The 25,791-nt window shown below is 42.5% G+C and carries 20 protein-coding genes; 5 read left to right on the top strand and 15 right to left on the bottom strand.

All coding sequences use genetic code 11. The features are described 5' to 3' along the window. Nucleotides 1–128: 128 nt before the first annotated feature. Complete coding sequence (locus tag HUB64_RS04915; RefSeq protein WP_168823676.1) at nt 129–1,016, top strand: LysR family transcriptional regulator; 888 nt, start codon at nt 129–131, stop codon at nt 1,014–1,016. Between the two features lie 153 nt (nt 1,017–1,169). Here the strand turns inward: HUB64_RS04915 and HUB64_RS04910 are convergent, their stop codons facing one another. From HUB64_RS04910 to HUB64_RS04890, 5 genes are all read right to left on the bottom strand, one after another. Beyond that, nucleotides 1,170–1,559, bottom strand: a complete 390-nt coding sequence (locus HUB64_RS04910; protein WP_113938831.1) for a ribonuclease E inhibitor RraB — start codon at nt 1,557–1,559, stop codon at nt 1,170–1,172. Between the two features lie 22 nt (nt 1,560–1,581). Then, nucleotides 1,582–1,812, bottom strand: coding sequence for an RNA-binding S4 domain-containing protein (locus tag HUB64_RS04905; protein ID WP_028760431.1), 231 nt, complete (start codon nt 1,810–1,812; stop codon nt 1,582–1,584). A 74-nt stretch (nt 1,813–1,886) separates the two neighbouring features. After that, nucleotides 1,887–2,423, bottom strand: a complete 537-nt coding sequence (locus HUB64_RS04900; RefSeq protein WP_173496516.1) for a GNAT family N-acetyltransferase — start codon at nt 2,421–2,423, stop codon at nt 1,887–1,889. Nucleotides 2,424–2,506: 83 nt separating this feature from the next. Beyond that, nucleotides 2,507–2,785, bottom strand: a complete 279-nt coding sequence (locus tag HUB64_RS04895; protein WP_028760433.1) for a peptidylprolyl isomerase — start codon at nt 2,783–2,785, stop codon at nt 2,507–2,509. Between the two features lie 171 nt (nt 2,786–2,956). Further along, on the bottom strand, nt 2,957–4,786 hold the full coding sequence (locus HUB64_RS04890; protein WP_173496515.1) for a DUF885 family protein: 1,830 nt from the start codon (nt 4,784–4,786) through the stop codon (nt 2,957–2,959). A gap of 79 nt (nt 4,787–4,865) precedes the next feature. Between HUB64_RS04890 and HUB64_RS04885 the strand changes: the two genes are divergently transcribed. Beyond that, entirely contained in the window at nt 4,866–5,375 is a 510-nt protein-coding gene (locus tag HUB64_RS04885) for a diguanylate cyclase (protein WP_028760435.1), read from the top strand. A gap of 71 nt (nt 5,376–5,446) precedes the next feature. On the opposite strand, the gene HUB64_RS04880 is transcribed toward HUB64_RS04885, so the two are convergent. The 10 genes from HUB64_RS04880 to HUB64_RS04835 all read right to left on the bottom strand — a co-directional run bounded on the left by HUB64_RS04880 (nt 5,447) and on the right by HUB64_RS04835 (nt 22,133). Further along, complete coding sequence (locus tag HUB64_RS04880) at nt 5,447–6,694, bottom strand: tetratricopeptide repeat protein (RefSeq protein WP_131524317.1); 1,248 nt, start codon at nt 6,692–6,694, stop codon at nt 5,447–5,449. Continuing rightward, nucleotides 6,694–7,317 carry an energy transducer TonB gene (locus HUB64_RS04875; protein ID WP_131524316.1) on the bottom strand — a complete coding sequence of 208 codons (624 nt, stop codon included), beginning with the start codon at nt 7,315–7,317 and terminating at the stop codon, nt 6,694–6,696. Before HUB64_RS04875 ends, HUB64_RS04880 begins: the two co-directional genes overlap by 1 nt. A gap of 1 nt (nt 7,318) precedes the next feature. Beyond that, entirely contained in the window at nt 7,319–7,723 is a 405-nt protein-coding gene (locus HUB64_RS04870) for a biopolymer transporter ExbD (RefSeq protein WP_037428129.1), read from the bottom strand. Nucleotides 7,724–7,736: 13 nt separating this feature from the next. After that, nucleotides 7,737–8,264, bottom strand: coding sequence for a MotA/TolQ/ExbB proton channel family protein (locus HUB64_RS04865; protein WP_113938836.1), 528 nt, complete (start codon nt 8,262–8,264; stop codon nt 7,737–7,739). Continuing rightward, nucleotides 8,264–9,619: a MotA/TolQ/ExbB proton channel family protein gene (locus HUB64_RS04860; protein WP_173496514.1), complete on the bottom strand. Its 1,356-nt coding sequence runs from the start codon at nt 9,617–9,619 to the stop codon at nt 8,264–8,266. Before HUB64_RS04860 ends, HUB64_RS04865 begins: the two co-directional genes overlap by 1 nt. Then, nucleotides 9,619–10,401: a DUF3450 domain-containing protein gene (locus HUB64_RS04855; RefSeq protein ID WP_113938838.1), complete on the bottom strand. Its 783-nt coding sequence runs from the start codon at nt 10,399–10,401 to the stop codon at nt 9,619–9,621. The genes HUB64_RS04860 and HUB64_RS04855 overlap by 1 nt, the downstream gene beginning before the upstream one ends. A 1,162-nt stretch (nt 10,402–11,563) precedes the next feature. Then, nucleotides 11,564–14,542, bottom strand: a complete 2,979-nt coding sequence (locus tag HUB64_RS04850) for a TonB-dependent receptor (RefSeq protein ID WP_173245588.1) — start codon at nt 14,540–14,542, stop codon at nt 11,564–11,566. A gap of 819 nt (nt 14,543–15,361) precedes the next feature. Beyond that, nucleotides 15,362–17,998, bottom strand: a complete 2,637-nt coding sequence (locus tag HUB64_RS04845; RefSeq protein WP_028760444.1) for a TonB-dependent receptor — start codon at nt 17,996–17,998, stop codon at nt 15,362–15,364. Nucleotides 17,999–18,269: 271 nt separating this feature from the next. After that, nucleotides 18,270–19,481 (bottom strand): porin, encoded by a 1,212-nt coding sequence (locus HUB64_RS04840; protein ID WP_028760445.1) that lies wholly within the window; start codon nt 19,479–19,481, stop codon nt 18,270–18,272. Between the two features lie 222 nt (nt 19,482–19,703). Beyond that, nucleotides 19,704–22,133, bottom strand: a complete 2,430-nt coding sequence (locus HUB64_RS04835) for a DNA polymerase II (protein WP_173496513.1) — start codon at nt 22,131–22,133, stop codon at nt 19,704–19,706. A gap of 137 nt (nt 22,134–22,270) precedes the next feature. Between HUB64_RS04835 and dinG the strand changes: the two genes are divergently transcribed. Genes dinG through HUB64_RS04820 form a run of 3 tightly spaced genes read left to right on the top strand, consistent with a single transcriptional unit; the run spans nt 22,271 to nt 25,785 of the window. After that, the gene (gene dinG / locus HUB64_RS04830; protein ID WP_173496512.1) at nt 22,271–24,343 is read left to right on the top strand and encodes an ATP-dependent DNA helicase DinG; all 2,073 of its coding nucleotides are present in this window, start codon (nt 22,271–22,273) and stop codon (nt 24,341–24,343) included. 9 nt (nt 24,344–24,352) lie between these two features. Next, nucleotides 24,353–25,126: a TSUP family transporter gene (locus HUB64_RS04825; RefSeq protein WP_131524310.1), complete on the top strand. Its 774-nt coding sequence runs from the start codon at nt 24,353–24,355 to the stop codon at nt 25,124–25,126. After that, nucleotides 25,123–25,785 carry a primosomal replication protein gene (locus HUB64_RS04820; protein WP_173496511.1) on the top strand — a complete coding sequence of 221 codons (663 nt, stop codon included), beginning with the start codon at nt 25,123–25,125 and terminating at the stop codon, nt 25,783–25,785. The genes HUB64_RS04825 and HUB64_RS04820 overlap by 4 nt, the downstream gene beginning before the upstream one ends. The last annotated feature ends 6 nt before the right edge of the window (nt 25,786–25,791 follow it).

Raw genomic sequence — 25,791 nt, 5'->3', positions numbered from 1 at the left:
GAGAGTGATTGCCGAACATTAGACTGCGTTTGCCAAATAAACGCAAAGGAGTTATTGTCGCCACAGCGTGAGATAAACTCACACAAAATCCCGAGTCCTGTTCTGATTTTCCAGCAGTAGGAAATAAAATGTTTGCCGAACTACCGCCCCTCAATTCTCTCCGTGCCTTCGAAGCCGCAGCACGTTTACAGAGCATGACATTAGCCAGCAAGGAGTTGCATGTCACCCATGGCGCAGTCAGTAAACAAATCAGAGTATTGGAGGATTATTTAGGTTTTGCACTCTTTGTACGCTTACATAAAAAAGTTGGTTTAACCGATGAAGCCAAACGCTATTTACCCCATGTTCAAGCCGCTCTGCAAACACTATCTAGTGCTACCAGTGACTTGCGCCGTCAGCCCACTAAGCCGCAAACCTTAGCCATCAATGTGCTGCCAAGCTTAACCATCAATTGGCTCATTCCAAGAATGGAGCAGTTTAAATCCCGCCATCCACACTTGTATGTCGACTTATCCATTGGCGACTTTGCAGTGGATTTTAGCCAAGGTCGTTATGATATTGCGATCCGTAGTAGCACTGTTATCCCTAAGGGCGCGAATTATATCAAGCTGATGGATGAGGATTTATGCTTAGTTTGCGCGCCTTCACTAGCGCCTAAACTGCAAAATATCGAGGACATTAATCACGTCACGTTACTGAAACACACCACAAGACCCGAACTTTGGGAGTATTGGGCGGAAAAGGTGGGATTAACACTCACCCAAGCACAAACCTTTGGTGTCGAGCATTTTTATATGTTGAGTCAAGCGGCTGCGAGTGGCATGGGCGCAGCACTTATTCCGCGATTCTTCATCGAAGAACAACTGGCAAACGGCAGCTTAGTCATCCCCTTCGACGCCCCCTTCACCAGTCCCTATCGATATTATTTACTCACCCCAAAATCCCCAAGCCTGCCGTTAAAAGCTCAAGCTTTTATCGACTGGTTATTAGAGATTTTTGCGCCCTATCGTCATTAATCTGCATTAAACCTATCTCAGTTCAAGCGAGGCACAATAACGCTATAAGTGCCAAACGAGGCTATTGAGATCACTAACTGAGCGCAGAAAAACACTAATAAAAAACCACCCAAAAGGTGGTTTATTAGATTCAAGGCTTAAAGCGCATCAGAATTAGTGATTGCAATGCTCACCGTGAACATGGTCATCATCGTCCATAAACTCATCGTCACCGTCTTGATGTTGCATTACGCCCCAACCGTCGGTCATGCCGCCGAATTCGGCAGCAAAATCATTTAGCATGACTTCTTGTTCAACCAATGTATCGTACTCAGGCACCATATTGAGACAAACAATGATTTCCCACTTACCAAGCTCATCATTCAGATTCAGCTCAAGCTCACCTTCCAAGTCAGAATTTGTTAATTCTTCTAACGCAGTTTCAGCATCACGTTGGTCATCAAAAACCAAAAAGAAATCAACATCTAACTCTTTAGTTAAATCGATTCCCGCTTCAGCCATTGCGGCCAGCATTTTACCATTGTCATCATCTGGAAATTGCATTTCTTGCTCCACTGTTTCAGGCTTATTCTGCCGCAATGATTTGAACTGATTCACCATTAAAGCTGACGATGTCGCCCGCGATAATTTTTTTACGTTTACGAGTTTCAACTTCACCGTTCACAGTGACTTGACCTTCGTCGATAAAATGTTTGGCTTCACCACCTGCATTGCTCATGCCTTGCACTTTTAATACTTTGTACAATTCAATGAAATCTTCGCCAGAATGCAAAGCCAATTGATTAATTTGCGCCACTTAATACACGCCTTCTAAAAATAAACCTGCGACATTATACCAGCACAGTACAAAATTCGCTGAAGATAATTTGGCTAGAGACGTCTTTCATCGGCGAGTAGGCCAAAGGCTGATTCATCGAGCCAGTTTTCACCTATTTTGAATTGCTGCCTGAGTAAACCTTCAAGCCGAAAACCACACTTTTCGAGAACTCGTGCCGATGCGTGATTATCTTTAGCACAATGACCGACAAATTTATGTACATTAAAACTTAAACAAGCCCAATCAATGACCGCCATTAAGCTCTCAGTCGCATAACCTTTACCATGGCCCTCTACCGCCAGTAAATAACCCACTTCGGCACGCTGTTCCTCGAAACTTTGACAATAGAGGCCCGTTAAACCGATAAACTGCCCAGTATCAACTGTCTCAATCACTAAGGTCAGCCAATCGCCAGAACCGTAGAACCAAGTATCAGAACGCTGCTGAAACTTACTGCGGATCACCTCTTGCGACTCTGGAACGCGTACAAAACGATTAATCTCAGGATCATTATGCAGTGCATAAAAATGTTCCCAATCACTATCTTGTAAGCTCCTGAGTTTCAATCTATCAGTGTAGAGTTCCAGCATAGTGACTCCGTGATGAGCATATAAAACAAAACGGCAGCAAACGCTGCCGTATCAAACAAGCTGTATTAGATAAGCGGCAAAACTTACGCGCGGCTGGTCACTTCAAGTAAATGAAAGCCAAATTGCGTTTTCACGGGTCCTTGTACTTCATTTAATGGTGCACTAAAAACCACTTCATCAAACTCTCTGACCATCATGCCAGGACCAAATGACCCCAATTCGCCGCCTTGGGCACCTGATGGGCAAGAAGAGTGCGCGCGAGCAATTTGAGCAAAATCTGCGCCTTCCATTATTTGCTGTTTCAGCGCTTGACACTGCTCTTCACTGCTGACTAACAAATGTCTTGCTGTTGCCTGGACCATAGTAAAACTCCTGTAAGGATCATGAGACATTTGCCCCAAATATCATTGAGTTCCCACTAAAACATTCGTTTTAACAGGTTTTGAATCAACAGTATAAAAACTTTCTGTTGAATAAAAAAGTCTTAAAATGCCGTCACTGACAACAAAGTCAAGTAACGGCACCTTACACGGCTAAGCTTGTTTCGACGCAATCCAACGATCGATCTTGTTTTCCATGACCGCCATGGGTAATGAACCTGAGGTGAGGATTTGATCGTGGAATGCTTTTAAATCAAATTTATCACCCAAGGCTTTTTCTGCGCGGGCACGCAGTGCCAAAATCTTCAACTGACCGACCTTGTAAGACAAAGCTTGACCAGGGATCGCCATATAGCGCTCCACTTCAGCGACTATGTCACTCTCAGCCATAGGCGAGTTGTCTTTCATGTACTGAATCGCCTGTTCACGACTCCAACCTTTAGAATGAAGGCCAGTATCAACCACTAAGCGCATTGCACGCAGCATTTCATCGGAAAGCTTACCAAAATACTGGTAAGGATCGGTAAATAGCCCCATCTCAATACCTAAGTATTCAGCATAAAGTGCCCAACCTTCCTCGAAAGCGGTATAACCGCTAAAACGCTGAAACTCAGGCACACCGGTCAGCTCTTGTTTGATCGCGATTTGGAAGTGATGCCCAGGAGCGGCCTCGTGCAAAGATAAAGTCGTCATCCCCCACTTAGGCTGTGCTTTGAGGTTATAAGTGTTGATATAAAACACCCCTGGACGGCTGCCATCCACCGCTGGCGCTTCATAAGAGGCTCCCGCTGCTGATTGTTCTCTAAAACTTTCAACCGGCTTAACCACGTAATCAGCCTTTGGCATCACATTAAAGTAGTTAGGTAAGACATGATTGATTTTATCTTTCAACACCATATAACCATCAATCAAACCTTGGCGATCGCTATAGAAATACTGCGGCTCTGAAGATAAAGACGCAAAAAACGCCTTCAAATCGCCCTTAAAACCGACCTGCTCACGCACCTTATCCATCTCAGATAAAATTCGCGCCACTTCACTTAAACCAATTTGATGAATTTCATCCACAGACATAGTGGTGGTCGTATGTGAGTTCGCCAGATGCTGATACCAAGCTTTACCGTTAGGCAAACCTGACCAACCATCAGTCGCCCGCGATTTAGGTAAATAGGTTTGCTTAAAGTAATCGCGTAAGTTCGTTAACGCTGGCACGATACGCTCGGCTATCATAGCTTGATAACGGGTGGTCAATTCCGCTTTATCTTGCTCTGAAAAACTTTCGGGAAAATGCTGGATTGGCGAGTAAAAAATGCTCTGAGTCGCATCTGTCGTTAACATAGCATCTAACTGAGGAATAATGCGCTCTACCAACACTCGAGGTAGTACCACTTTACTTTCAATGCCTTGATTCATACGATTTTCAGCAAGTGCGACCCACTTGATGAAACCATCGACTCTCTGTTCCCAATTACGGTAATCTTGGACAGTCTTAAAAGGTTGTGCACTTTCGCCACTTCCCAGCTGCACCATAGTAATGACAGTGCTATAGAACTGGCTTATCGGCATAAAGCGTGAAGGGAAAGTTTCGTCCACTAACGCCATATCACGGTCATAGACGAACAGGTCATAACTCAACTGTAAATCCGCAGGCAGTTGCTTTGGATCTATCGCACGCACCTGAGCTAAATAGTGAGTGTTAAGATCATGACGAGCCTTAAGGTAATCCTCAGTTAAATCTCCGCCGAAATCGGCGTTATAGTCATTAACGCCGACAAAAGTGGCGTAGATGGGCTCAAGCTTTAGGTAATCTTTAAAATAAGCATCCACAAGCGCTAAATAACGCTGCTCGGCCGTTTGTGTTTCGCCCTGCACTGCTGTCATATTAGCCGAGCTATTTTCTTGAACTGCAGTGACTTCAGGTTTAGAACAACCTTGAAGGGTGAAGATTAACGCTATCGAACCTGCCAATAAACCCAATTTCATTTTAATATTTCTCCTTTTTGGCCCGCTATTGCAGAACTGTTTCTATACTTAGTTCAAGGTCTGCTATCGGAGTTAATCTATGATCTACTCGTTCCGCAACTCAGGTTTCAGGGATCCAGAAACTGGAGTCTATAACCAAACCTATTTCATGGAAGTATTCAACCGAGAATGGCATCGTCACATGAGAGACCACCAAAGCTTGGCACTATTGTATCTGTGCCCTCACATTCATGAAACCGTCAAACAACCCCATTTACTCGAATTCTTTACTAAACAAGTGCAAGAAGCGCTATTAAGAGCAACAGATATGATTGCTAGGCTAGATCACAATCACTTTGCGTTGGGTTTGTTCAATATAGATGAGGTGGGGACGGAAGTAGTGTTAAAACGAATAGAACAACAAATATCTGACTTTAATCAAGATTTTGGTAAACATCATAAACTGACAATCGACTATAAACTGGCTGCCTGTATTTGCCTACCTACACAGGAAAGTAAAATAGAGTCACTCTTCAGTAATGTCAGCCAACTTTCACAACAACTTGAAAAAAATCATGATCAATCCCAAGCCTTAATCCGCTTACAGTAAATAGGCTTATTGATACCAAAGAAAAAGCCCCTTGCGGGGCTTTTCGATTTAAACACTAAACTGCGAAGTAATTACAGTGTGACATTATGCATACGTGCTTTCTCTTTAATATAAGAGATATAGCTATTTGCACTCTTCTGTGTCTTCTTATCATTAGCAGCTAACACTGCACGGTTATAAGCCGACTTATACTGTTTCAAACTTAAATGAGCCAAAGCTAATTCGAAGTTTGCTTCACCAGGATGATCAATACCCATTGATATGGCTTTTTCAAGCACAGGGATCGCAGCTGTATATTGTTCATTCAAGTTTAATAAGCGACCTTGTTTCAAGTAAGTCTTGCCATCGTTGGTGATGGCTGCAGCTTTACCGTAATACTCAGCAGCTTGCTTAAACTCTTTCGCATTTTGATAGAAACCCGCCAAAATCTCTAAAGACTTAGCGTCCTCAGCGATCATGCCTGATTTCATATGTTTCTGATAAATTTTAGCGGCTTGATAAGGAGCACCTTTTTGTGCCATTAACTGCGCTAAACGCGTAATGTTGCCCGCGCTATCTAAGAAACCATTTCTATAAGCCAAATCGTAAGTTGCAAGAGACTTGTCATAGTCTTCAACCATCAAATAAAACTGTGCTAATTGAACCCACAATCTGCCATCATCCGGGAATAAAGGCACCATGACTTCTAACACGCCAACAGCTTTCTTGTACTTCTTCTGATTGAAGTAAGCTGTCAGTTTCATTTGATACAGACCTTTGTCAGGAGCTTCAGCTAATGAAAGACCTTTGTCGGCCACTTCAATCACTTTATCCCACTGTTTAAGTTCTGAATGCGCAATACCAATACGGCGATACATTTGAGAATCGGATTTACAAGTAAATTCCATCCACTTGTAATAATAAGGAATCGCTTCCTTAAACTTTTTCTCTTGTAATAGCAAATCAGCATAAAGACGCATAGTTGCAGCATGATCTGTACCACCTAAAATATCAGCTTCAACAGCTTGTTTTAGGTACTTGATCGCGGTATCCATTTTGCCTTTCTCGGCATAAAAGTTACCCAACATACGTGCAACATAGGCTTTATCGAAGTCGTTCTTGGCATTTGCCTCTAGCAAAATAGCAATAGCTTCATCGACCTGACCATTGGTATAAGCTTCAAATGACTTCTGAACTTTCTTCGCCGCACCTTCGCCCACGGCTTTAGATTGACGTTTGTCGATAGCACACTTTTCTTCTGCGACTGCAGATGAAAGAGTTAATGAACCTCCACAAACAGAAAGCAATAATAGAACTGCGATTTTATTAACATTACGCATTATTGGTTGCCTCCTTTATCTAAGGTGAAGTCTAGTTGTACTGTCATACCAGGTTGTTTCAATGGCTTGCCATCAACAATCTTTGGCTTGTACTTCCACTTCTTCAGTGCACGAATAGCTTCTTTATCAAATAAGCGTTTTGGTTCTGCTTGAATAACTTCAACGTCGTCGATACCACCGAGTTCGTTAATGGTAAAACGAAGTTGTACCCAACCTTCTTTACCATCACGCGCCGCAGCAATTGGATACTGAGGTTCGATACGAACGATAGGTGTAGCATCACCATCGCGAGTCATCATATTGCCTAATTTAAAACCGGTACTTGGACCTCCAGCTTCTACACCACCCATATTGAACGACATTGCTGTGTCAATATTGCTCGAAGATTCTGGCGGCGTTGCCTCAGGCTTCTGTGGCTGTTCTGGCGGTGGCGGCGGCTTAGGCACTACCCTTGGCTTATTCTGTGCTTTTGAATCCTGTCTATCCATAGTGATTTCAATTACAGGGGTCTCGGCCGATGTTTCGCCGCGCTGTGCGCCGCCACCGACCAAGAACGCCATAAAAGCGAACAGACCAAAAGTCACAGCAGCACCAATAATGATCGATACTAGTGCTCTTAGCATATTAATCGTTCCCCGCAGATACCGAAATTTTATCTATACCAGCCGCTTTGACTTGGTCTAGAACTTTAACAACTAAGCCGTGCATTGCGTCTTTATCAGCCTGAATCAATACCGCAGCTTCAGGAGCTTCAGCCAGCATGCGCTCAACGTTTGCCGTTACACGTTCGATATCAACCTGACGGTTTTCCATCATGATCACGCCTGTTTTACTGACGCCGATAAAGATGTTAGCCGAAGGCTTTGAAGTCGCTTGCGAAGCTTTTGGTTTGTTATAATCCAAACCAGAAGGTTTCACAAATGACGTTGTTACAATGAAGAAGATCAACATGATAAACACGATGTCGAGCATCGGTGTCATATCAATTTGCGCTTCCTCGTCTACGCTGGAATGCTTTTTACGTGCCATGTTCAATCTCTCTCTAGTGGTGCGGCATGCTGTCTTTTAGCTTTTCTAAACTGATTTTCATTTTTACATCCAGACGAGTACTAAAGAATACTCCCGATAATGCTGCAACCATCCCCGCCATCGTGGGCATAGTCGCCATTGAAATACCAGCCGCCATTAAACGAGCATTACTCGTCCCCTGAACTGCCATCACATCAAACACTGAAATCATACCGGTTACGGTACCTAACAAACCTATCATAGGACAAATAGCTACTAAGGTTTTAATCATCAGCATACGTGCATTCAAATCTTGCTTCGCTTGGGACAGCCAAGCTTCACGGATACGGTGTGCGTACCAAGAGGTTGTTTCCTCTCTAGCATCCCACGCAGATATGATAGCTTTATGTTGCTTTGGTGATATCCAATTAAGATACCAATAACGCTCAAGCATCAATACCCACATGAAGAACAATACAAACGCAACCAACCAAAGGACGTTTCCTCCAGCGGCCATGAAGCCCCTGACGGAATCCCATATGTCCATCAGGTATAGCATCATTAGTTAGCCCTCTTCTCAGCATGTGCTGCAATAATGCCCGCACTTTGCTCTTCCAAAATTTGGGTGATTGATTTGCTACGCGCAACGAGTATTGCATGTAGTAACATCAGTGGCAGAGCCGCAACCAGACCTTGTACTGTAGTAACCAGAGCCATAGAGATACCACCCGCCATCAGTTTAGGATCGCCAGTACCGAACAGTTGGATACTTTGGAAGGTCGCAATCATACCAGTTACTGTACCTAGCAGACCTAACATTGGGCCGATAGCTGCAATGACTTTCAAAATTGAAATTCGAGCTTCTAATGCAGGCGTTTCTTTCAGAATAGCTTCATCCAGCTTCAACTCTAATGTTTCAACATCAACATCTTTGTTTTCATGGTAAACCTTCAAGATACGACCAAGGGCATTGTTACCTGGGTTATCAACATTCTTAGCTTGGCGTTTAACTTTTGCACCGATAGCTGCCAGCACAATGAAACGCTCAACCGCAATTAATAAACCAATAGCAAGTAATATCAGAATAATATAACCAATGGTACCGCCTGACTCGATACGATCTTCCATGCTAGCTTTGTTCGTAAAGATGTTTAACAGTACGCCACGTGCAGGGTCGATATAGAAAGGTGCTGTACCAGAAGCCGTTTCTTCCCATTTTGCAACAGCGCTAACTTGATAGCCTTCAGGTTGTTGAGATAACTGCTGAATTAAACCTAATTCAGGGTTATATACAACGTATTTACCGTCAGCCGTTAAGTTATAAGCACCAATACGATGAATAGTCGTCGTTTTCACGTTACCATCAATTTCGGTAACAGAACCTTCAAACTTAACCACTTTGCCAGATTGCGCCATTTCAAATAGCTGCTCTTGCCAAAATTGTTCTAACTCTTCAATTTTTGGCAATTGCTTACGGGCACCTAAATCAGCGATGAATTTATCGCGATTTGGGAATTGAGCACTGATGTTTGAGCTTGCCAGTTTACCAGCGAAATCACCGGCTTCACCTTTAACTACACCAAACATTTCACCCAAGTCACCTTGAGCCGTTTTTAGATCCTCTTCTAACTGAGCAATTTTACGCTCGTTATCTAAGAACGCTTGGTTTAAATCTTTACCACGTTGCTTTTCAGCAGCTAAAGCATCTTTTTCACGCTTTAATAATGCAGCTTTGTCGCCACGTTCTGCTTGGAATTCTTGCTCACGCTTACTGTTGACTTTACCTTCTGCAGCGCGTTCAACTTTAACTTGTTGCAATAATTGGTCAATTGACTTAGGCGCATCAGCAGCGCTCGCCATACCAGCAGTTAAAGAGAAACTTGCAGCCAACACAGCTGTAGTAATTAACTTCTTCATTATTGTGCAGTCTCCGCAGCAGGAATTGGTAACGCGAATAGATCTAGAGCGCCTTGTTTACGGGCAATGCGGATACCTTTGGTCAGTTCACGCAAATAGCTGTCATCTAACTTATCCCAACCCTTAGATTCTGGGTTGTACATCCAGCCAGTCTTTTGATCTAAACTCTGTGCATAAAGAGCAACACGACCTAAGTTAAAGAAGTCAACCAACACTTCTTTACCATCTAGGTTTAACTTACCTTGGTTAACGGCAACAGCACTACCGTATTCACGCTCAATACTATAAGCATCAAGAATTAGACGGTATTTTTCTGCTAGTGTGACTTCGGCAGTATTAAGAAGTTTTTTCAGTTCATTAACACGATTAGTGCGTATTTCAGAATTAAAAGGTAAATCTAATTGAACAAACTGTTCTAATGACTCAACCATTTTAAACATTAATGGCACAACACCTTGGCGAAGTTTATCAACACCATTGATGTCACCCTGCACTGAATCCATTGTCTTTTGTTGATCAGCGACTAAGCTTGCAACGTAATCGTTATATGATTTCAGTGATTCGCGCTCATCTGCGACAGAACCATACTCAAAAAGCATGTCTTGTGCTTGATCGAAATACTTATCAACGTTCTTTTGCGACGCAGCAGCATCAGCATGGATCATACTATCCGCTTTCTGCACGTCGGTAAGAGGATCTGCAACTACTAAGTTGCTGCTCGCTAATGCCAGCACGCCAACAAGTGCAGTAGCGATTTTTGTTCTATTGCTTACCTTGGACATAGTTCCCAACCAATTTGAAGTGAATAAAAAGGTTTAACTTACCAGCAACATAACGACAAGGAATAAATACTTGCCGAAAAAATTTCTGTAAGTTCGTCTTTCTCTTGTGATTCTTAGTTTTTTCTTCCCTTTCCTACGCCCTTACAGGCATAGACCCGCTGGCATCATTTCACAAAATGTTGACCTGTGTCAACATTTCAGACGACTAAAAACTAGTGTAAAGAAGCGTTAATAATGAAATTTTTTACGAAAGGTGTTTTTTTAGGCGGAAATGAATCTTTAGGGTTATTATTATTTGTGTTACAAAATATAAAATCAATTTAAAACCCATAAAATCATAAAGATAGCCAACAACCAACTTTGCGTACCCTCTTTATTAAAATTAACATTTTTTAACATAATGGCGACTCAAGTAGATGTTCTTTACTCATATCCTACTCCTCTCAATAAAAATTTACTTAAGGATTAGGAATGAAACAATATTAAAGAAATCGAAGACCCCGTTTTTTCGGGGAATGTTAATAGTAGAAGAATTTAGAATGGATAATTTAGAGGAAGCTTTCATTAATTTGACTCATCCGAACTGCGGATAAAAGCGAACAAAATCCAATTACAATAAAGTCATCACTCCCTAGCTGTGGCCTTACATCAGTCTGAATATAGCAATTTCAAAACCTATTTAACTGAATTTATCTGCCCAAAGCACTTCCTTAATTCACCAGCGATACCGGCATTCTTAAACTGTTATGAACAACCTTAGCGCCATGAGTCTCTGTTTAACCGCTAATTCAAACCAACTGGCATCGTTTTTAATAACTTAACTAACTTAAACTCAGAATGCTTGGACTTGATGCTGCGTAATCGATTTATGATCAATAAAATTTTTGATTAACAGAAAAATATTTCTCAGATAGTATATCTAAGGCGACGTAGTTGCCTGAGTTTTAGTGAGTTTCATCAAAGGTCCAGTTGCTTATGCCTTCCAGGCTAAAAAGATGAGCATAAAAATCAATCAACTAGAAAAGACAATACTCATTTATAACTGATGTTAACTAACCCGCTAGCAGACAAAACCAAATTAGATACCGTAAATATGAAAAAAGCCCTCTAAAAATCCAGAGGGCTTTATACCAACTAAAACTTAAAACTTAAAACTTAAAACTTAAAACTTAAATCTTACACCCGCATAGTAACGACGACCAATTGGATCATAAGTACTCGCTGCAGTTTCTACACCAGTGCTACTACCTGGCAATCCACTGATAATTGGTGGGGGATCTTGGTCGAATAAGTTATTAATACCAACATAAAACTCGGCCATATCAAATGGGCGATATGCTACATTTAAGTCATGGTAAGTAACAGAACCAACACCAACAGACTCAGGAGCTAAGTCATAGCCAGATAAGAAACCATCATCTAAGAATGACTCACCGATATAAGTTGTATTCCAAGCGATGTTGAAATCACCAATTTCATAGCCCAATGATAAGTAGAACTTATCTTGAGGGGCATCAATTTCCCCATTAAAGTTATCAGGCTCAGCACCTGGCAACGGTATTTCATAACCTTTAATCACATGGGTATATGCTAAACGCGCATTTGTTTGGCCGACTAAACCATAATCTTCTAAATCTTTTGCGTAAGTTATGACATAGTCAATACCAGATGTAACGTAACCACCACTGTTGGTTACAGCAGAGTCAATATACTCTAAAGAACCAGCACTGTTTGGGCCTTCAGGTGCTTGTCGACGGGTAATAAAACTACATAATGCAGCATTACCTCCGTAACATTGGTCCAAAATATACTGGCGGCCAGTACTAACTATAGCGTCTTCGATTTCAATGTCGAAATAATCGATATTAAAATCAAAGTCCTCTAACACTGCAATACCATCTGGTGAATAGGTTACACCAAAGGTCCATGACTTACCTTTTTCAGCGTCTAAATCTGGATTACCACGATTATAACCACTCACACCTTGAATATCTGACTGATTTAAAGTAAATGCTCCATTTGCTGCGATATTCGCCATCACACCAGCATCAGTGCGACATGCTTCAGCTTGCGCACCTGTTGTCGTTGCAGTAACACCCTGACATGGATCTGTCAAGCCAGTTGGAAAAGTTTGGCTTGGTGGTGAATACAACTCACCAATATTTGGAGCCCTCGTTGATAAAGCACGAATAGCCCTAAAACGAAGTTCATCAATAGGTGCCCAGTCAAGAGCAACGTTCCAGCTTTCAGTATTACCAACGGTAGAATAATCTGAGAAACGTACTGCACCACGTAAATTTAACTGCTTAGCCATAAATGCATCAGCAATCAATGGCACATTCACCTCAGTGAAATATTCCATCACATCAAACTCGCCCTCAGTGCTTGGTATAGCATTACCCGCATTTAAGCCAGCTTGTTGTAACGCATCAAATTCACTACGAGCATATTCCTCACGATACTCGGCACCCACCGCAACACCGACGAAACCAGCTGGTAATTCAAAGACATCACCAGAAACACTCATACCTGCAACAGTTTGTGTTGCAAGTGTGTTTAATGAGCTAGGTGCATTCACATAATTAGCCGCTTCTGGTGACACAGTACCAGCACCAAATATATTAATCGGCACACAACCTTGAGCGCGAGCTGTAGCATCACGGCATACTTTATTACCAAACTCATCAGTAACAGCTTCTAGCGCTGATTTAAAATTCAGAACGTTAACTTGGCCTGTACCAGTTTGTCCTTCTTTACTTTGACCGTATGAGAAATAAGTATCTAAAAACCATCCGTCAGTTAATTCGCCATCAATACCTGTCATAATACGGAAAGTATCACGGTCAGCTCTGCTACCACGGTTAGCTATATCAGACATACGGCGAGTAAAAGAGATATCCTTTAAACCATCACCATTTGTATCTGTAGCTAAGTTATAAAGCTCATCAGGTATCACAGAGTTACGTACTAAAGTACGTTCATATTCACCGGGATTAGTCGCACTTTCAATAAATTGTTCAAACTCAACAGGAAGCTGTCCACCAGAGCCTTTAAAAACATCAACCGAAGACAGTGCAAAGGGTTCTAACTGGCTCTGTGTTTGAGTTGATGCATAGGTTCCTTCAAGTGTAGCGTTCCATCCATCTGCAAACTCATACTTACCTGTCGCTGCAAAAAGGTAGCGCTCCGTCGGTACCGCAATTGTACGGATAGCGTTGCGGTTATAGCCATCAGCTTCACGGGTATCTGTTCCATTGGTTGAGAAACCAGAGATAAAGTTACCGTTCTTATCATAAGTATATGGCTTACCACCTGCAACAAAACGGCCTTGTGGTGCAAAACTTGAGTAAAATGGTTGCATCGGCGTAAACATATCTTCAGGCAGACCCGTTACTGCAGCACCTAAAGATATTTGATCGATTGCCGAGCGATCACGATCGCGTGAGTAGACGGCACCTTGGTTAGTGTAAGCACCATGCACCATGATGTTACCTTTACCGTTAGCAGATGATGTACCCATAGTAAATTGAATTTGATCATCTTCGCTATCACCTTCGGCGCTTTGACCTTTTTGAACATCAAATTCAATACCTTCAAATTCTTTTTTATAGATGATGTTAACTACGCCAGCCACAGCGTCTGAACCATAAACGGCTGAAGCGCCGCCCGTCATAATCTCAACACGCTCAATAAATTGAGTTGGAATTGTATTTAAGTCAACAGCAGTATCACCTGGTACACCTGAAACAAAACGACGTCCATTAACTAGAACTAAAGTTCGCTCACTCCCAAGATTACGTAAATCAACAGTGGAAACACCAGAACCTGAGGTTAAAAAGTTAGAGTTAGTACGGCTAAGCGCGGGGGCACCAAATGCTGGATTTTTAAGCAGCAATTCTTGAACGTTAGCAACACTCGAAGTGTCAATCTCATCTGCGCCAATAACCTGCACAGGTGAGAAACCTTGCAAGTCTGTTGAACGAATGCGAGATCCTGTTACTTCAATTTTCTCAATTGTTTTTTCCGCAACAACTGCATCACCTTCTGCTGCAGCAACAGAAAATGTGCTTAGAGCAGCAACAGCTGCACTACCAACTAATGCGTACTTTATTGAATGGCTTAAAAAGCTGTTCTTATACATTGTCAATCTCCCTATATAAGTATGTCTTTATTATAATATTCCCATCGTCATCACACGACGGGCCACACGAAAACGCAACACAACAATCTAAATCAGACCAATAAAATCACATTTAAAACACTTAATCAACAATTGAAACGGAAATAACACAGTAATCGGCGTTTGTGAATAGTTTAAAGCTGATGATTAGCCATAAGCTTTGTCTAGTGTCAAATTGAATAAAAATCATAATGGATTGAAATTTAAGCATTTATTTTATAGTGATGGAGAGTTACCCATTATCAAATTGAAAAACAACTCAAACACAAATACTTGCAAAAAATTAACACTTAAAACCACTTTTAAGTATAAGTGCTCAAAAAACCTGACATTTTATGGCTAAATTTTGTTCAGAAAAAAATGGGGAGATCATTACAACATGGGAATAATTTTCAACAAACAACCTCAATTCTGCTTAAACATGCACTTTTAACCAAAGTGATTTTAATACCGATATTTGACTGGATTTGACTTGTCCTTGATTGCCAATAAGAACAATGACCAAAGACGTCTGTAATATTTAACGTGCACGGGCAGAACTGACGAGTTCTGAAAATGTGTCGAACAGATAACAATAAAAAATTTAATTACCTTCCATTTGAGAAGAACTCGTTATTTAAGGTGACCAAATCATTGAAATAAATGACTTAATCTAAATGACCATTACGCTATTACCAGTTAGTTTTCCATTTTTTCATTCTGATGATAAAAAACCCCAAGTTGCCTCAGGGTTTTTATTATTAAAGCTGGAACAGAATAATGACTCCCGCTAACGAGGATTTAGAACTTCATACTCGCACGAACAAAGAAATAACGACCTAACATTTCATAAGTATATGGATCTGTGTTTGAGTCATTATTACCTGTGTAATAGGGAGGCTCTTTATCGAACAGGTTATTGATACCACCTGATAGGCGAATATTTTGAGTTAAATCATAAGATCCTGATAGATCATGGTATATAACACTCCCTACCGTTGGCGCATAACAACTAGATTCTTTGCCTTTACAAGCAAATGAGTCCATCCCATCAATATAACGAGCTTCATAAGTAAAGCTCCAGTCATCTGCACTAGCAGTGATGTTCATATTACTCTTGAATTTAGCATATGCTCCCGTACCGCCGGTAATGTAACCACGATAATCCACAGCAACACCATCAGGATCGAATTCTTCATATTCGGTCAGAATTGATGTATCCCAACCTGCTTTCCAATCCAATCCCAGAGCTGAAAATGCATAAGCAACATTAATGTCATAACCCGCAGTGTTCGTCGCACCGATATTTTGTAGACCATTGTCAAACTTAATACGACCACTGTTATCAATCTGAATATTAGAAGATTGACACAATACAGTATCAGTATTGATCTTATTACCTGCAGCATCTAAACATTGGTTAGCAATATAATTGTTGTCAACAGAAGTTATAGTGTTTGTTAATTCAATATCGTAGTAATCAACAGTCATAGACAGACCATCTACGAAGCTTGGTGAATAAACTAAACCTATCGTCGTAATGTCGGCTTCTTCTGGGGTTAATAACCCATTACCGCCAACAGTGACTTCAGCTTGGTCTTGTTCTGTTGCAGGATGAACAATTTGTTCGAAGGATGGTGACTTACCACCATATAACTCATCAACAGTTGGAGCACGGAATGCAGTAGACAACCCCCCACGGAACATAAGGTCATCATATACTCGCCAAGTTAAGCCTAGTTTCCATGTAGTGTCATCACCAAACGTGCTGTAATCAAAATAACGCATTGCAGCACTTAGATCGAGTTGTTCCACTAGTGGTAACCCACTTAACAATGGGATAGCCAATTCAGCATAAATTTCATTAACGCTAAAATCACCACCGGTAGGTTCTACCCTAGGATCATTAGCTAACCCCTGTGCTGTTAATGAATCTGGTGTAAACTTTGCAGCTTCTTTACGATTCTCGTATCCAGCAGCAAAGCCCATCATACCCGCTGGTAACTCAACAATATCACCCGATAAGGTTGCAGCAATAATATCTAACTCACTTCCACCACTATTTACTTCGGTATAAATGAATGGAGTGATGCTCTCACCTTCCCATGAAGACTGTAAAAAAGGATCAAACTCCCCCTTTAAAACTGCTGCATTAATTGAACCTAAATTATGTAGATTTGCCAGAGTATCGACAGAGTCGTTGCGACCTTTATTATAAGAGGCATCCCAACTCCAGCCATTATCAAATTCACCTTCTACGCCTAAAACAATACGAATAGTGTCTACAACTTGACTAAAGTCACGGGTACCGGACTCAACCATGCGACGACCATAAGAGAGTTCCTCTCCAGGCTTAACCCATGGCAGCAGGTCATCGGTCATCCAACCACCAGCTGAAATAGGATTATAAACCCATGCATCGCTGTTCCAAATTGGTTGAGGAGCCATTTGTTGATTTGACCAACGCTTTGAATACATAGCCTCAGTAAAGAAACGAGTTGTATCTGTCAGCTCATAGGTTCCAGCAGCCGTGAGATTCAAGCGTTCCATTGGCGTCGATAGATAACTATCTTTCGCATAGTTATATGCATCATTTGCAGTAACATAATCATGGTAAGTACCACCTCTACCACTTAGATCTGCAGTATCGCCCCAAATATGACCACCTTGAGAATAACCACTACCACCGCAAAACAAGCTAATTTTACCACTTGCATCAGGCTTAGTTTCTGTTACAGGGCAATCAGAAAAATCACGATCAGCTTGGCTTGCCTCGCCACGCTTTGTATACTGTGCGCCTATAACGACATTGCCTTTATCAAAGGTGTTACCCAAAGTCATATCAATCGTAGACTCGTCAGCATCACCTTCTCCAGAAATGCCGGTTTGGGCGTTGACTTCAAAACCTTCAAAGTCTCTTTTCAAAATTACGTTAACCACACCAGCAATAGCATCTGTACCATAAACCGCAGAAGCACCATCTTTAAGTACTTCAACTCTTTGGATCATAGAAACTGGAATCGTATTAAGGTCAACAGTAGAAGCAGCTCCTGTACCAGAAGCAATCATTCGACGACCATTAACCAAAACTAGAGTACGGTTAGTGCCTAATCCTCTGAGGTTTATGCGAGAATTACCACCAGAACCATTATTTATGCCAGCGTTAGTCATTGCACCGCCAGCCGAAGTCATTTTCTGCAAAACATCATCAATCGATATTGCACCAGAGGAAATAATGGCTGAAGCATCAATCACGCTAACAGGGCTAGCCGTTTCCATATCTGCGCGTTTAATTCGCGAACCAGTTACAGCTATACGCTCAACTTTTGCTCCATCTTTATCATCTGCAAATGTAAAAGGTACATTTAATACCGTAGCAGTCACACCGCTAATCAGTGCAAAGCGCACAGATTTTGCTATCAAGTTTTTTTTATGCATTGTCAATCTCCCGGGAAAATCATGTTTTTATTATAATTTGCTTATTTAATAAGCAGTTTTAAACAAGGGCACCTTAAACATTCCGAAGTGCTGCGGGAGCATAAAATCATATGAGAGACATTTAATCAACAAAAAGACAACCAAATACAAACAAATAATACACAATGTCTTTTTATTACAAATTAACTTACCGTTAAAAACAAAAAAAGCCAGTCATTACTGACTGGCTTTTTGTTAAAACAGTGGTTTCTACTATATAGAAACTGGAAACTTAAAGTGTGTAACGGATACCAATGGCAACACCGTCAGATTCTGAAAGCGCCATTCTAGCTTCTTGTTCTTTATCTGCACTGGTAAAATCGCTGTAATCTTTACGTGCTTCTACGTAAAGCACTGTGTTTGGGTCCCATACAAAATGCAAACCAACCACGACAAACTGACGTTTGAACTCATCGTTAGGATCGGCATTAAAGTTAGGTTGAATGACGTAGTCTTTACCGGCATCAAGCACGTTGTAAGAAATGAATGGACGTAACCCATTGTCAAACTTGTATGAAACTAAACTTTCAATACCATAGGCGTCTTTAATCAAACGACCAATATTGTCTGTGTCATGATTTTCTTGTCTGTTAACGTTTGCAGCAGCGTATAAGCCATTGCTATCGAAGTTACCCCAAGTGATACCTGCACCGTAGATAAGATCAACCGCTGTGGTTTGTTCGCCGTTACCAAAACTCACATCAAACTCACCGCGGTTAACACCCGCAGTTAAGGTCAGCATATCAGTGGCTTTATAAGTCAGCGCGCCACCATAAGTATAATTGTATTCTACTTGTTGAGCCGCTTTATCACCGCTTTCCCAGTTCGCTTGACACTGAGCTTGTGAAATATCATCCGTTGTATCACAGGTATAGAAGCTGCTGTTTTTCAATTGTGCTTGAACTGCAAAGCTTACATCGCCAAATGCATTGCGATATTGAACTGTTTTATCACCACGACCAACACCGTTTACCGCGCCATCATCTTTATTATAAGTGTAAACACCTGCAGTGTTACCGTCCCACACAAAACCGTAGTTAGTGTTGTAAACGACATCGTACCAAGCGCCCCACTGCTTACCAATAGTCAGTGTTCCATAAGTGTCATGGGACAGACCAGCGTAACCTAAACGGTTATAAAAGAACTCTTCTTGAACAGATTCGAAGCGATTGTTATAGACGATGTCGCTACTACCAACAGGGTTCACACCCCATTCCAATTTAGCAAATGCTTTCCAACCGTCAGTCAACTCACGATTAAAACCAAAATTAATGCGAGATGCGCCGTTAACAACCTCTGTTTCCCCTTGAGTGTTGATCACGCGTGCATCAATAAAACCACCGATTTCTACGGCATTTTTATTATCTTTATAGATCTCGATAGCTGAGACTGATGGAACTAAAAAAATTGCTGCAAGCGCAGTTGCTACTAACGTCTTGTTCATTTGGTGCTTAACCTTTTTTGTTTATGTTCTGTCAACGTCATTCCGTTGTTATATTTCCTTACAATTTCCTCTTAAAGGGTAGCAAACTTTCAATATTCCCTCAAAGCTAAACCTAAAGAATATGTCGATTAACATCACAAAAACAAACCAGTTAACCTCTACAAAACAGGTTAAAACGCTACATTCGCCACCCTGCGCAACACATAAAGAACATTAAAAACACTATATTAACAGCAACTGCTTTGACGCAATATCCATGTAGTTTAGTTTCATTATCGAAAAAACAGGCTCGGCAATAGGGCCAATTTGCTTATCAATGTAGTATTGGTAATCAATTGGTGACGTTCTGTACAGTAAGGATTCCGGTCCATTTACAGTAATCAGATAATCAATCTGCGCCCCACGCTTGCCAAAAGAGGCATCTCCTGTTAAGTCGCATAATTGTTGAGCGACTTTAACATGGGGAGAAGATTTAGCCGTGTAATCTTCAATATTGCGTCGCATACGTTTGCGAAATACCAAATCATCATCCAACTCACCATCAAGCAGCTTTTCAAACACACTGGCCAAATAAACACTGATATCCCTTTGGTTAAACATCCGTTCATAGAGTGACTCTTGAACTTTGCGCGCTAAAGGGCTCCAATCACTGCGCACTTGCTCCATACCTTTAAAAGTAAGCTCAAGTTCATCGCTCGCATTACGCCACGCGCCAACATAACGTTTTTTACTGCCTTCTAACGACCTTCTTAAGGTCGGCATAAAAAACTGCTCATAGTGGCGTTCAAACTGTAACTCGAGAAAACTCTCAACTTGATGATCTTCAGCGATCTTAGCCTGCCACTTAGCATTAATTTCCCGCGCCAGAGTGTTACCTAAGGCGTTAATGTCTGAGAGATCAGGCTCGCTGCCAAGCCAGACAAAGGTCGAATCCGTATCGCCGTAAATCACTTGATAGCCCATCTCTTCTATCCATGCGCGGGTTTGTTTCATGATTTGATGGCCACGCATAGTGATCGAACTTGCTAACTTTGCATCGTGGAAAACACAACCTTGAGAACCTAAAACCCCATACAACGAGTTCATGATAATTTTTATCGCTTGGGATAAAGGCGCATTGTGCTCACTTTTGGCCTTTTCGCGCTGCTCAGATAATGTTTGGATAAGCTTAGGTAAAATGGGCTGTTGCCGACTGAAACGGCCACCGAGAAACCCCGCAACACAGTCAGACTCGGGCAATTGCAAACCTTCAATTAATCCCTTAGGGTCAATCAAAAAAGTACGAATAATGGAGGGATATAGACTTTTAAAATCGAACACTAAAATATGCTTATAAAGTCCCGGTACAGAATCCATCACATAGCCACCGGGGCTTTCGATCCCATCACTCGCAGGAGCATCGGGAGCGACGTAACCTGCTCGATGTAGATGCGGTAAATACAAATGATTAAATGCCGCCACCGAAGCCCCAACCCGCCCCAACTCTAAACCTGTTAGTTCAGCTCGCGCGAGGGCGAACTCCCATAATTGAGTATGACTAAAAATATCCCACACCAGACGGCTGTCAGTAAGATTGTAATGCGCTAATGCTTGTTTGTGGGCCTTAAACAGCTGATCAATTTCTTCAACGCGATTATCCACGTTATGAATGGCCTTGCCTTCACCTAATAATTTCCGCGAAACAAATTCCAACGAAAACCGCTCAAAATGATAGAAAGCGGCTTTAAGCCAATCGATACCATCGAGTACCACACGGCCCGGTAAAACTAAGGTTTCTGGCCGAAATTTATTATCGACTTTCCACTCAAGCTTTGCCCCGCCGCGGCCAATGGTGAGCGGAATACGATGTAATAATGCACGGCGTGACAATAGCGCGAGATCGAAACTCACCACTGACCAACCGATAATAAAGTCAGGATCAAACTCATGGAACCACGCGATTAATCGATGAATGAGTGCAGCCTCATCGGCCACCCATTCAATATATTCGGGAGAGTTTGATTCAGCCTCACCCACCATAATCACTTTTTCATAAGTCTGCTTGAGACTGTCTTGCTCTTCGTCTCGGCCACTGTATTGACCATATAGTGCAACTGAATAGAGTAAACCTTCAAAACTACATTCAAAATCCAGTGAAATACAGCGCAAATGTACAGCCGTTAAAGGGGCAATACTCTTAGCCCGCTCGGCGATAAACACGGGCAGCGAGTTAGCCTCAAGACTGTCGCTAGTCGGCGCAGAGAAATGCCCTAAAAACGCCACATCAAGTGCCACAAACCGCTCGATTAAATAACGCTGTTCAGGGCGAATGTCGGCTTCAAATAAAGGGATGTCGGCATCTTTAGCGATGCGCTGTAAGGTACGTAAACTATTGCTAGATTTAGCATAAACACCACTAACCGCGCCGCCTTTAAAGCTTTTGAGTGCTAACGGTACAAACCGCAATGCTTGACCCGGCGTTTGCAACTGCAAAGCCGTGACATCAGTTTGATGACAAAAACAAATGTGTTCAGTGCCTTGCACTTCCACCAGCACAGGGCCTTGGGCGGTAGCCAGATAATACTGCAACACTAAACTCCCATGACGATGAATCGCATGGCGTGTTAAGACTCGACCTTGTACACTAACGGCCGCGGTAGCCTCTGACTTCATCACATGGGTTCCCAAATCGCATAGCTAGTCAATTTAGATGGTTCCTCAATTTAAATGCCGCCAAATGGCAGAAAAGTTTCTTAGGCTATGCAATCACTGTTATTATGTACAGCATTAATTCGATAAAGTAGTGACGCATGTTACCTGACAATGTAAAAACCCAGATCCGCGCCATCTATAAGGATATCGCTACCGCCTTGCCTAATTTTAGGCCGCGCCGCGAACAAAACTATATGGTGGCGGAAATCTCTAAGACCCTCGCCGGCGACTATGATAAAGATAGGCGCATCATTGTGGTCGAAGCAGGCACTGGGATCGGTAAATCATTGTCTTACATCCTCGGTACCATTCCACTGGCATTAGCGAGCAAGAAAAAGGTCTGCATCGCTACCGCAACCGTCGCCTTGCAAGAACAATTACTGCATAAAGATTTACCCTTTTTTCTTGAGCAATCCGGCTTAAATTTCCGTTTTGGCTTAGTTAAAGGTCGACAACGTTATGTATGTCTATCGAAACTGGCGATGCTCATCGGTGACGACAACAGTACACAAATGGCCATGTGGCAAACTAAACCTGACAATAGCCAAGTGGCTATGATGCATGGCCTGTTAAAAGACTATAACGAAGGTCGCTGGAACGGCGAAATCGATACCTTAGCCGTGCCGCTGCCCGATCACCTGTGGCAACAAATCGCCTGCGACAAACACAGCTGTCATCGTCAAGTCGCCAGCCACAGAAATTGCCCGTTCCATAAAGCCCGCGAAGATGTTGATACCTGGGACGTGCTCATCGCCAACCACAGCTTGTTATTTGCCGATTTAGAATTAGGTGGCGGCGTGATTTTGCCCGATCCCGAAGACGTGTTTTATGTTATCGACGAGGCACATCACTTACCGATTGTGGCGAGGGATTTCTCCAGTGCGCAGGCCACGCTGAGGGGTGCCTGCGACTGGCTCGAAAAAATTGGTAAAACCTGCGCAAAGTTACAAAACCAAATAAAGAGCAACAATATCATTGCCCCCGCGCAGGCGATGCAAGATCATTTAGGCGATCTTATCGCCCAGCTCAATCAAGTGGCCCACTACTGCGATACCCAGACAAAGCACTTTGCCAATCCTGAAAACCGTCTGCGTTTTGAGCACGGCAAACTGCCGGACTCATTACTCATTCTCGCCGAAAACCTCGCTGTTACCTCTAATCTAGCCCTCAAACAGTTTAATAAAATGCTGTCACTGCTGGCCGAAGCGATTAAAGATGGCGACATTCCTAAACATCAATCCGAAGCGCTATTGGCCGAAACTGGATTTATGCTGCAAAGGCTCGAGAATCTACAAAAATTGTGGAAGATGATGGCCAAGGAAGATAAACATAAAGGTGCACCTATGGCGCGCTGGGTTGAGCTCATCACAGGTAAACAAGTGGATTATCTGTTTAGCGCCTCACCTATCGAAGTCGGCTTTATGCTGGAATCCATGCTGTGGCAAAAGGCCGCAGGCGTAGTCTTATGTAGCGCCACGCTGCGCGCACTCAATAACTTTGACCATTTCGTGCATCAAGTAGGTTTGTCACTCAACGATGGCAGTCGTTATTTAGCCTTACAATCGCCCTTCGATTACCCCAATAATGCGACACTTTATTTACCCAAAATGCGCACTGAGCCGACGGATGATGCCTATACGGCTGAACTTGCCGAACAAATCATCACCCTTATTGAAGGCGAAATGGCAACCTTAGTGCTATTCGCCTCCTACTGGCAGATGGAAAAAGTGGTTGAATTACTTGAAGGTAAACTCACCACTGAGCTACTTATCCAAGGCAATGCGCCACGGCAACAATTGTTAGAGAATCATAAAGCTAAATGCGATAAGGGCGAACCAAGTATCTTGTTCGGCACAGGCAGTTTCTCTGAAGGTCTCGACTTACCCGGCGATTATCTGACTAACTTGATCGTCACTAAACTGCCCTTTGCCGTGCCAACTTCGCCCGTTGAGCAAGCGCATGCAGAATATGTCAAAGTCAAAGGCGGTAATCCCTTCTTACAACTGACAATCCCAGATGCTTCACGTAAGCTTATTCAAAGTTGTGGTAGATTACTGCGTAAAGAGCAAGATTATGGCCGAGTGACCATTTTAGATAGGCGGTTAGTTACTAAACGCTATGGCAAGTCCTTACTGGACGCCTTACCGCCCTTTAGACGTGTTATAGAGTAGGATTAAAATTTGGAGTTGTTACTCGAGCCCAGTCATTGGGCCCTGTTGGCAGTTATAGGTCTTATCGCTGGATTCATTGATGCCGTCGTGGGTGGCGGTGGCCTATTGTCGATCCCCGCACTGTTAACCTTAGGCATTGCGCCGCATACCGTATTAGGCACCAATAAGTTAGCCGCAAGCTTTGGCTCTTTTATGGCGGCTTGGACCTATTATCGCAAGCACCTCTTTAAACCCTCGTTTTGGTACATGGCTTTTATCGCCACCTTTATCGGCGCAGTATTGGGCAGTTTCTTAGTCTATTTAGTCGATACTCAATGGCTCGAAAAAGTCCTGCCGCTGCTGATCATTGGCATCGCCATTTACAGTTTAGTCAGCCCCAATGCGATGTCAGACGTTAACTGCCAAGTACCAACCAGCAAGCCGCCAGCCAAGCAACAATGGCTACAGGGACTGGCTTTAGGCACTTATGATGGTTTTGCAGGCCCAGGCATTGGCGCATTTTGGACCGTCACATCTGGCTCTTTGTATAAACTGCCTTTACTGCACAGTTGTGGCCTTGCCCGTGCAATGACTTTTACCAGCAACTTGACCGCACTGACTATCTTTGGTTGGCTTGGACAGGTACAGTGGCAAATAGGTCTGTGGATGGGATTGTGCATGATGTTAGGCTCATTTATCGGTGCCCGCTGTGCGATTAAATTTGGCATGCCCTTTATCCGCCCACTGTTTATTTTGATCGTGCTAATGATTGCAGCGAATTTGGCATGGAGCGCATGGTTGTGAACACCCAACAATTAATGGTGATGCTGAAGAATCAGCTTAAAGCCTTAGAACAAGAAGTACTGCAACACGATAATCGACTCGCGCCGCCACAGCGCAAACTCCTGCAAGAAACAGAGCGTTTTAATCACTCGCTGTTTGTCCAACACGGCGCCCAACTCGGCCCCTGTATTGAACAAATTCGTAGCAGTATTATGCAGCTCGAAAAACAAATTAAGCTTAAACTCGCCCCCCAGACTATTGCCCTGAGCTGTGAGCGGATCCAAGATAGATTCACCGCAGTCAAACGAGCCTTGCTGACCACTTCTATCGACATTAAGTCTAAAACTCAGCAGCGTGCCAGTAGCCGTGCCCGTTTTACACAGCGCCAGAATCAGTCTCACCAAGCCAGTGGTTTCGATTGGATCGCCAATAACGTGATGCAAAATAGTCATGAGATCTACGAAGAATTGAACAAACATCTTAATTGGGCGAAAAAATTTGAACAAAAAATTGAAGAAATGGAATCAAAACTTGAAAACTGTCATAGTGCTGACAAAATAAAATTGCAAAATGACATCCTTTTGATGCATCGTCGTCTAGGAAAATGCAGGCAAGCTATTAGTTATATAGAAGATCGCATTCAAATATTCGAACGCCCGTATCAGAGTAATAACCGTTAAGGAGTA

The sequence above is a fragment of the Shewanella sp. ISTPL2 genome (assembly GCF_013283205.1).
In the GTDB taxonomy this organism is placed as follows: Bacteria; Pseudomonadota; Gammaproteobacteria; order Enterobacterales; family Shewanellaceae; genus Shewanella; species Shewanella oncorhynchi.
The sequence above is the reverse complement of the archived record's forward strand: the minus strand, read 5'-3'. Positions and strand labels throughout refer to the sequence as shown.

Bases quoted from the DNA above. Each gene is read 5' to 3' on its own strand.
- HUB64_RS04885 (WP_028760435.1), top strand. From the start codon at position 4,866: ATGATCTACTCGTTCCGCAACTCAGGTTTCAGGGATCCAGAAACTGGA.
- HUB64_RS04860 (WP_173496514.1), bottom strand. From the start codon at position 9,619: ATGAAGAAGTTAATTACTACAGCTGTGTTGGCTGCAAGTTTCTCTTTA.
- HUB64_RS04900 (WP_173496516.1), bottom strand. From the start codon at position 2,423: ATGCTGGAACTCTACACTGATAGATTGAAACTCAGGAGCTTACAAGAT.
- HUB64_RS04840 (WP_028760445.1), bottom strand. From the start codon at position 19,481: ATGAACAAGACGTTAGTAGCAACTGCGCTTGCAGCAATTTTTTTAGTT.
- HUB64_RS04895 (WP_028760433.1), bottom strand. From the start codon at position 2,785: ATGGTCCAGGCAACAGCAAGACATTTGTTAGTCAGCAGTGAAGAGCAG.
- HUB64_RS04850 (WP_173245588.1), bottom strand. From the start codon at position 14,542: ATGTATAAGAACAGCTTTTTAAGCCATTCAATAAAGTACGCATTAGTT.
- HUB64_RS04870 (WP_037428129.1), bottom strand. From the start codon at position 7,723: ATGGCACGTAAAAAGCATTCCAGCGTAGACGAGGAAGCGCAAATTGAT.
- HUB64_RS04915 (WP_168823676.1), top strand. From the start codon at position 129: ATGTTTGCCGAACTACCGCCCCTCAATTCTCTCCGTGCCTTCGAAGCC.
- HUB64_RS04880 (WP_131524317.1), bottom strand. From the start codon at position 6,694: ATGCGTAATGTTAATAAAATCGCAGTTCTATTATTGCTTTCTGTTTGT.
- HUB64_RS04890 (WP_173496515.1), bottom strand. From the start codon at position 4,786: ATGAAATTGGGTTTATTGGCAGGTTCGATAGCGTTAATCTTCACCCTT.
- HUB64_RS04855 (WP_113938838.1), bottom strand. From the start codon at position 10,401: ATGTCCAAGGTAAGCAATAGAACAAAAATCGCTACTGCACTTGTTGGC.
- HUB64_RS04835 (WP_173496513.1), bottom strand. From the start codon at position 22,133: ATGAAGTCAGAGGCTACCGCGGCCGTTAGTGTACAAGGTCGAGTCTTA.
- HUB64_RS04910 (WP_113938831.1), bottom strand. From the start codon at position 1,559: ATGCAATTTCCAGATGATGACAATGGTAAAATGCTGGCCGCAATGGCT.
- HUB64_RS04865 (WP_113938836.1), bottom strand. From the start codon at position 8,264: ATGATGCTATACCTGATGGACATATGGGATTCCGTCAGGGGCTTCATG.
- HUB64_RS04875 (WP_131524316.1), bottom strand. From the start codon at position 7,317: ATGCTAAGAGCACTAGTATCGATCATTATTGGTGCTGCTGTGACTTTT.
- dinG (WP_173496512.1), top strand. From the start codon at position 22,271: ATGTTACCTGACAATGTAAAAACCCAGATCCGCGCCATCTATAAGGAT.
- HUB64_RS04845 (WP_028760444.1), bottom strand. From the start codon at position 17,998: ATGCATAAAAAAAACTTGATAGCAAAATCTGTGCGCTTTGCACTGATT.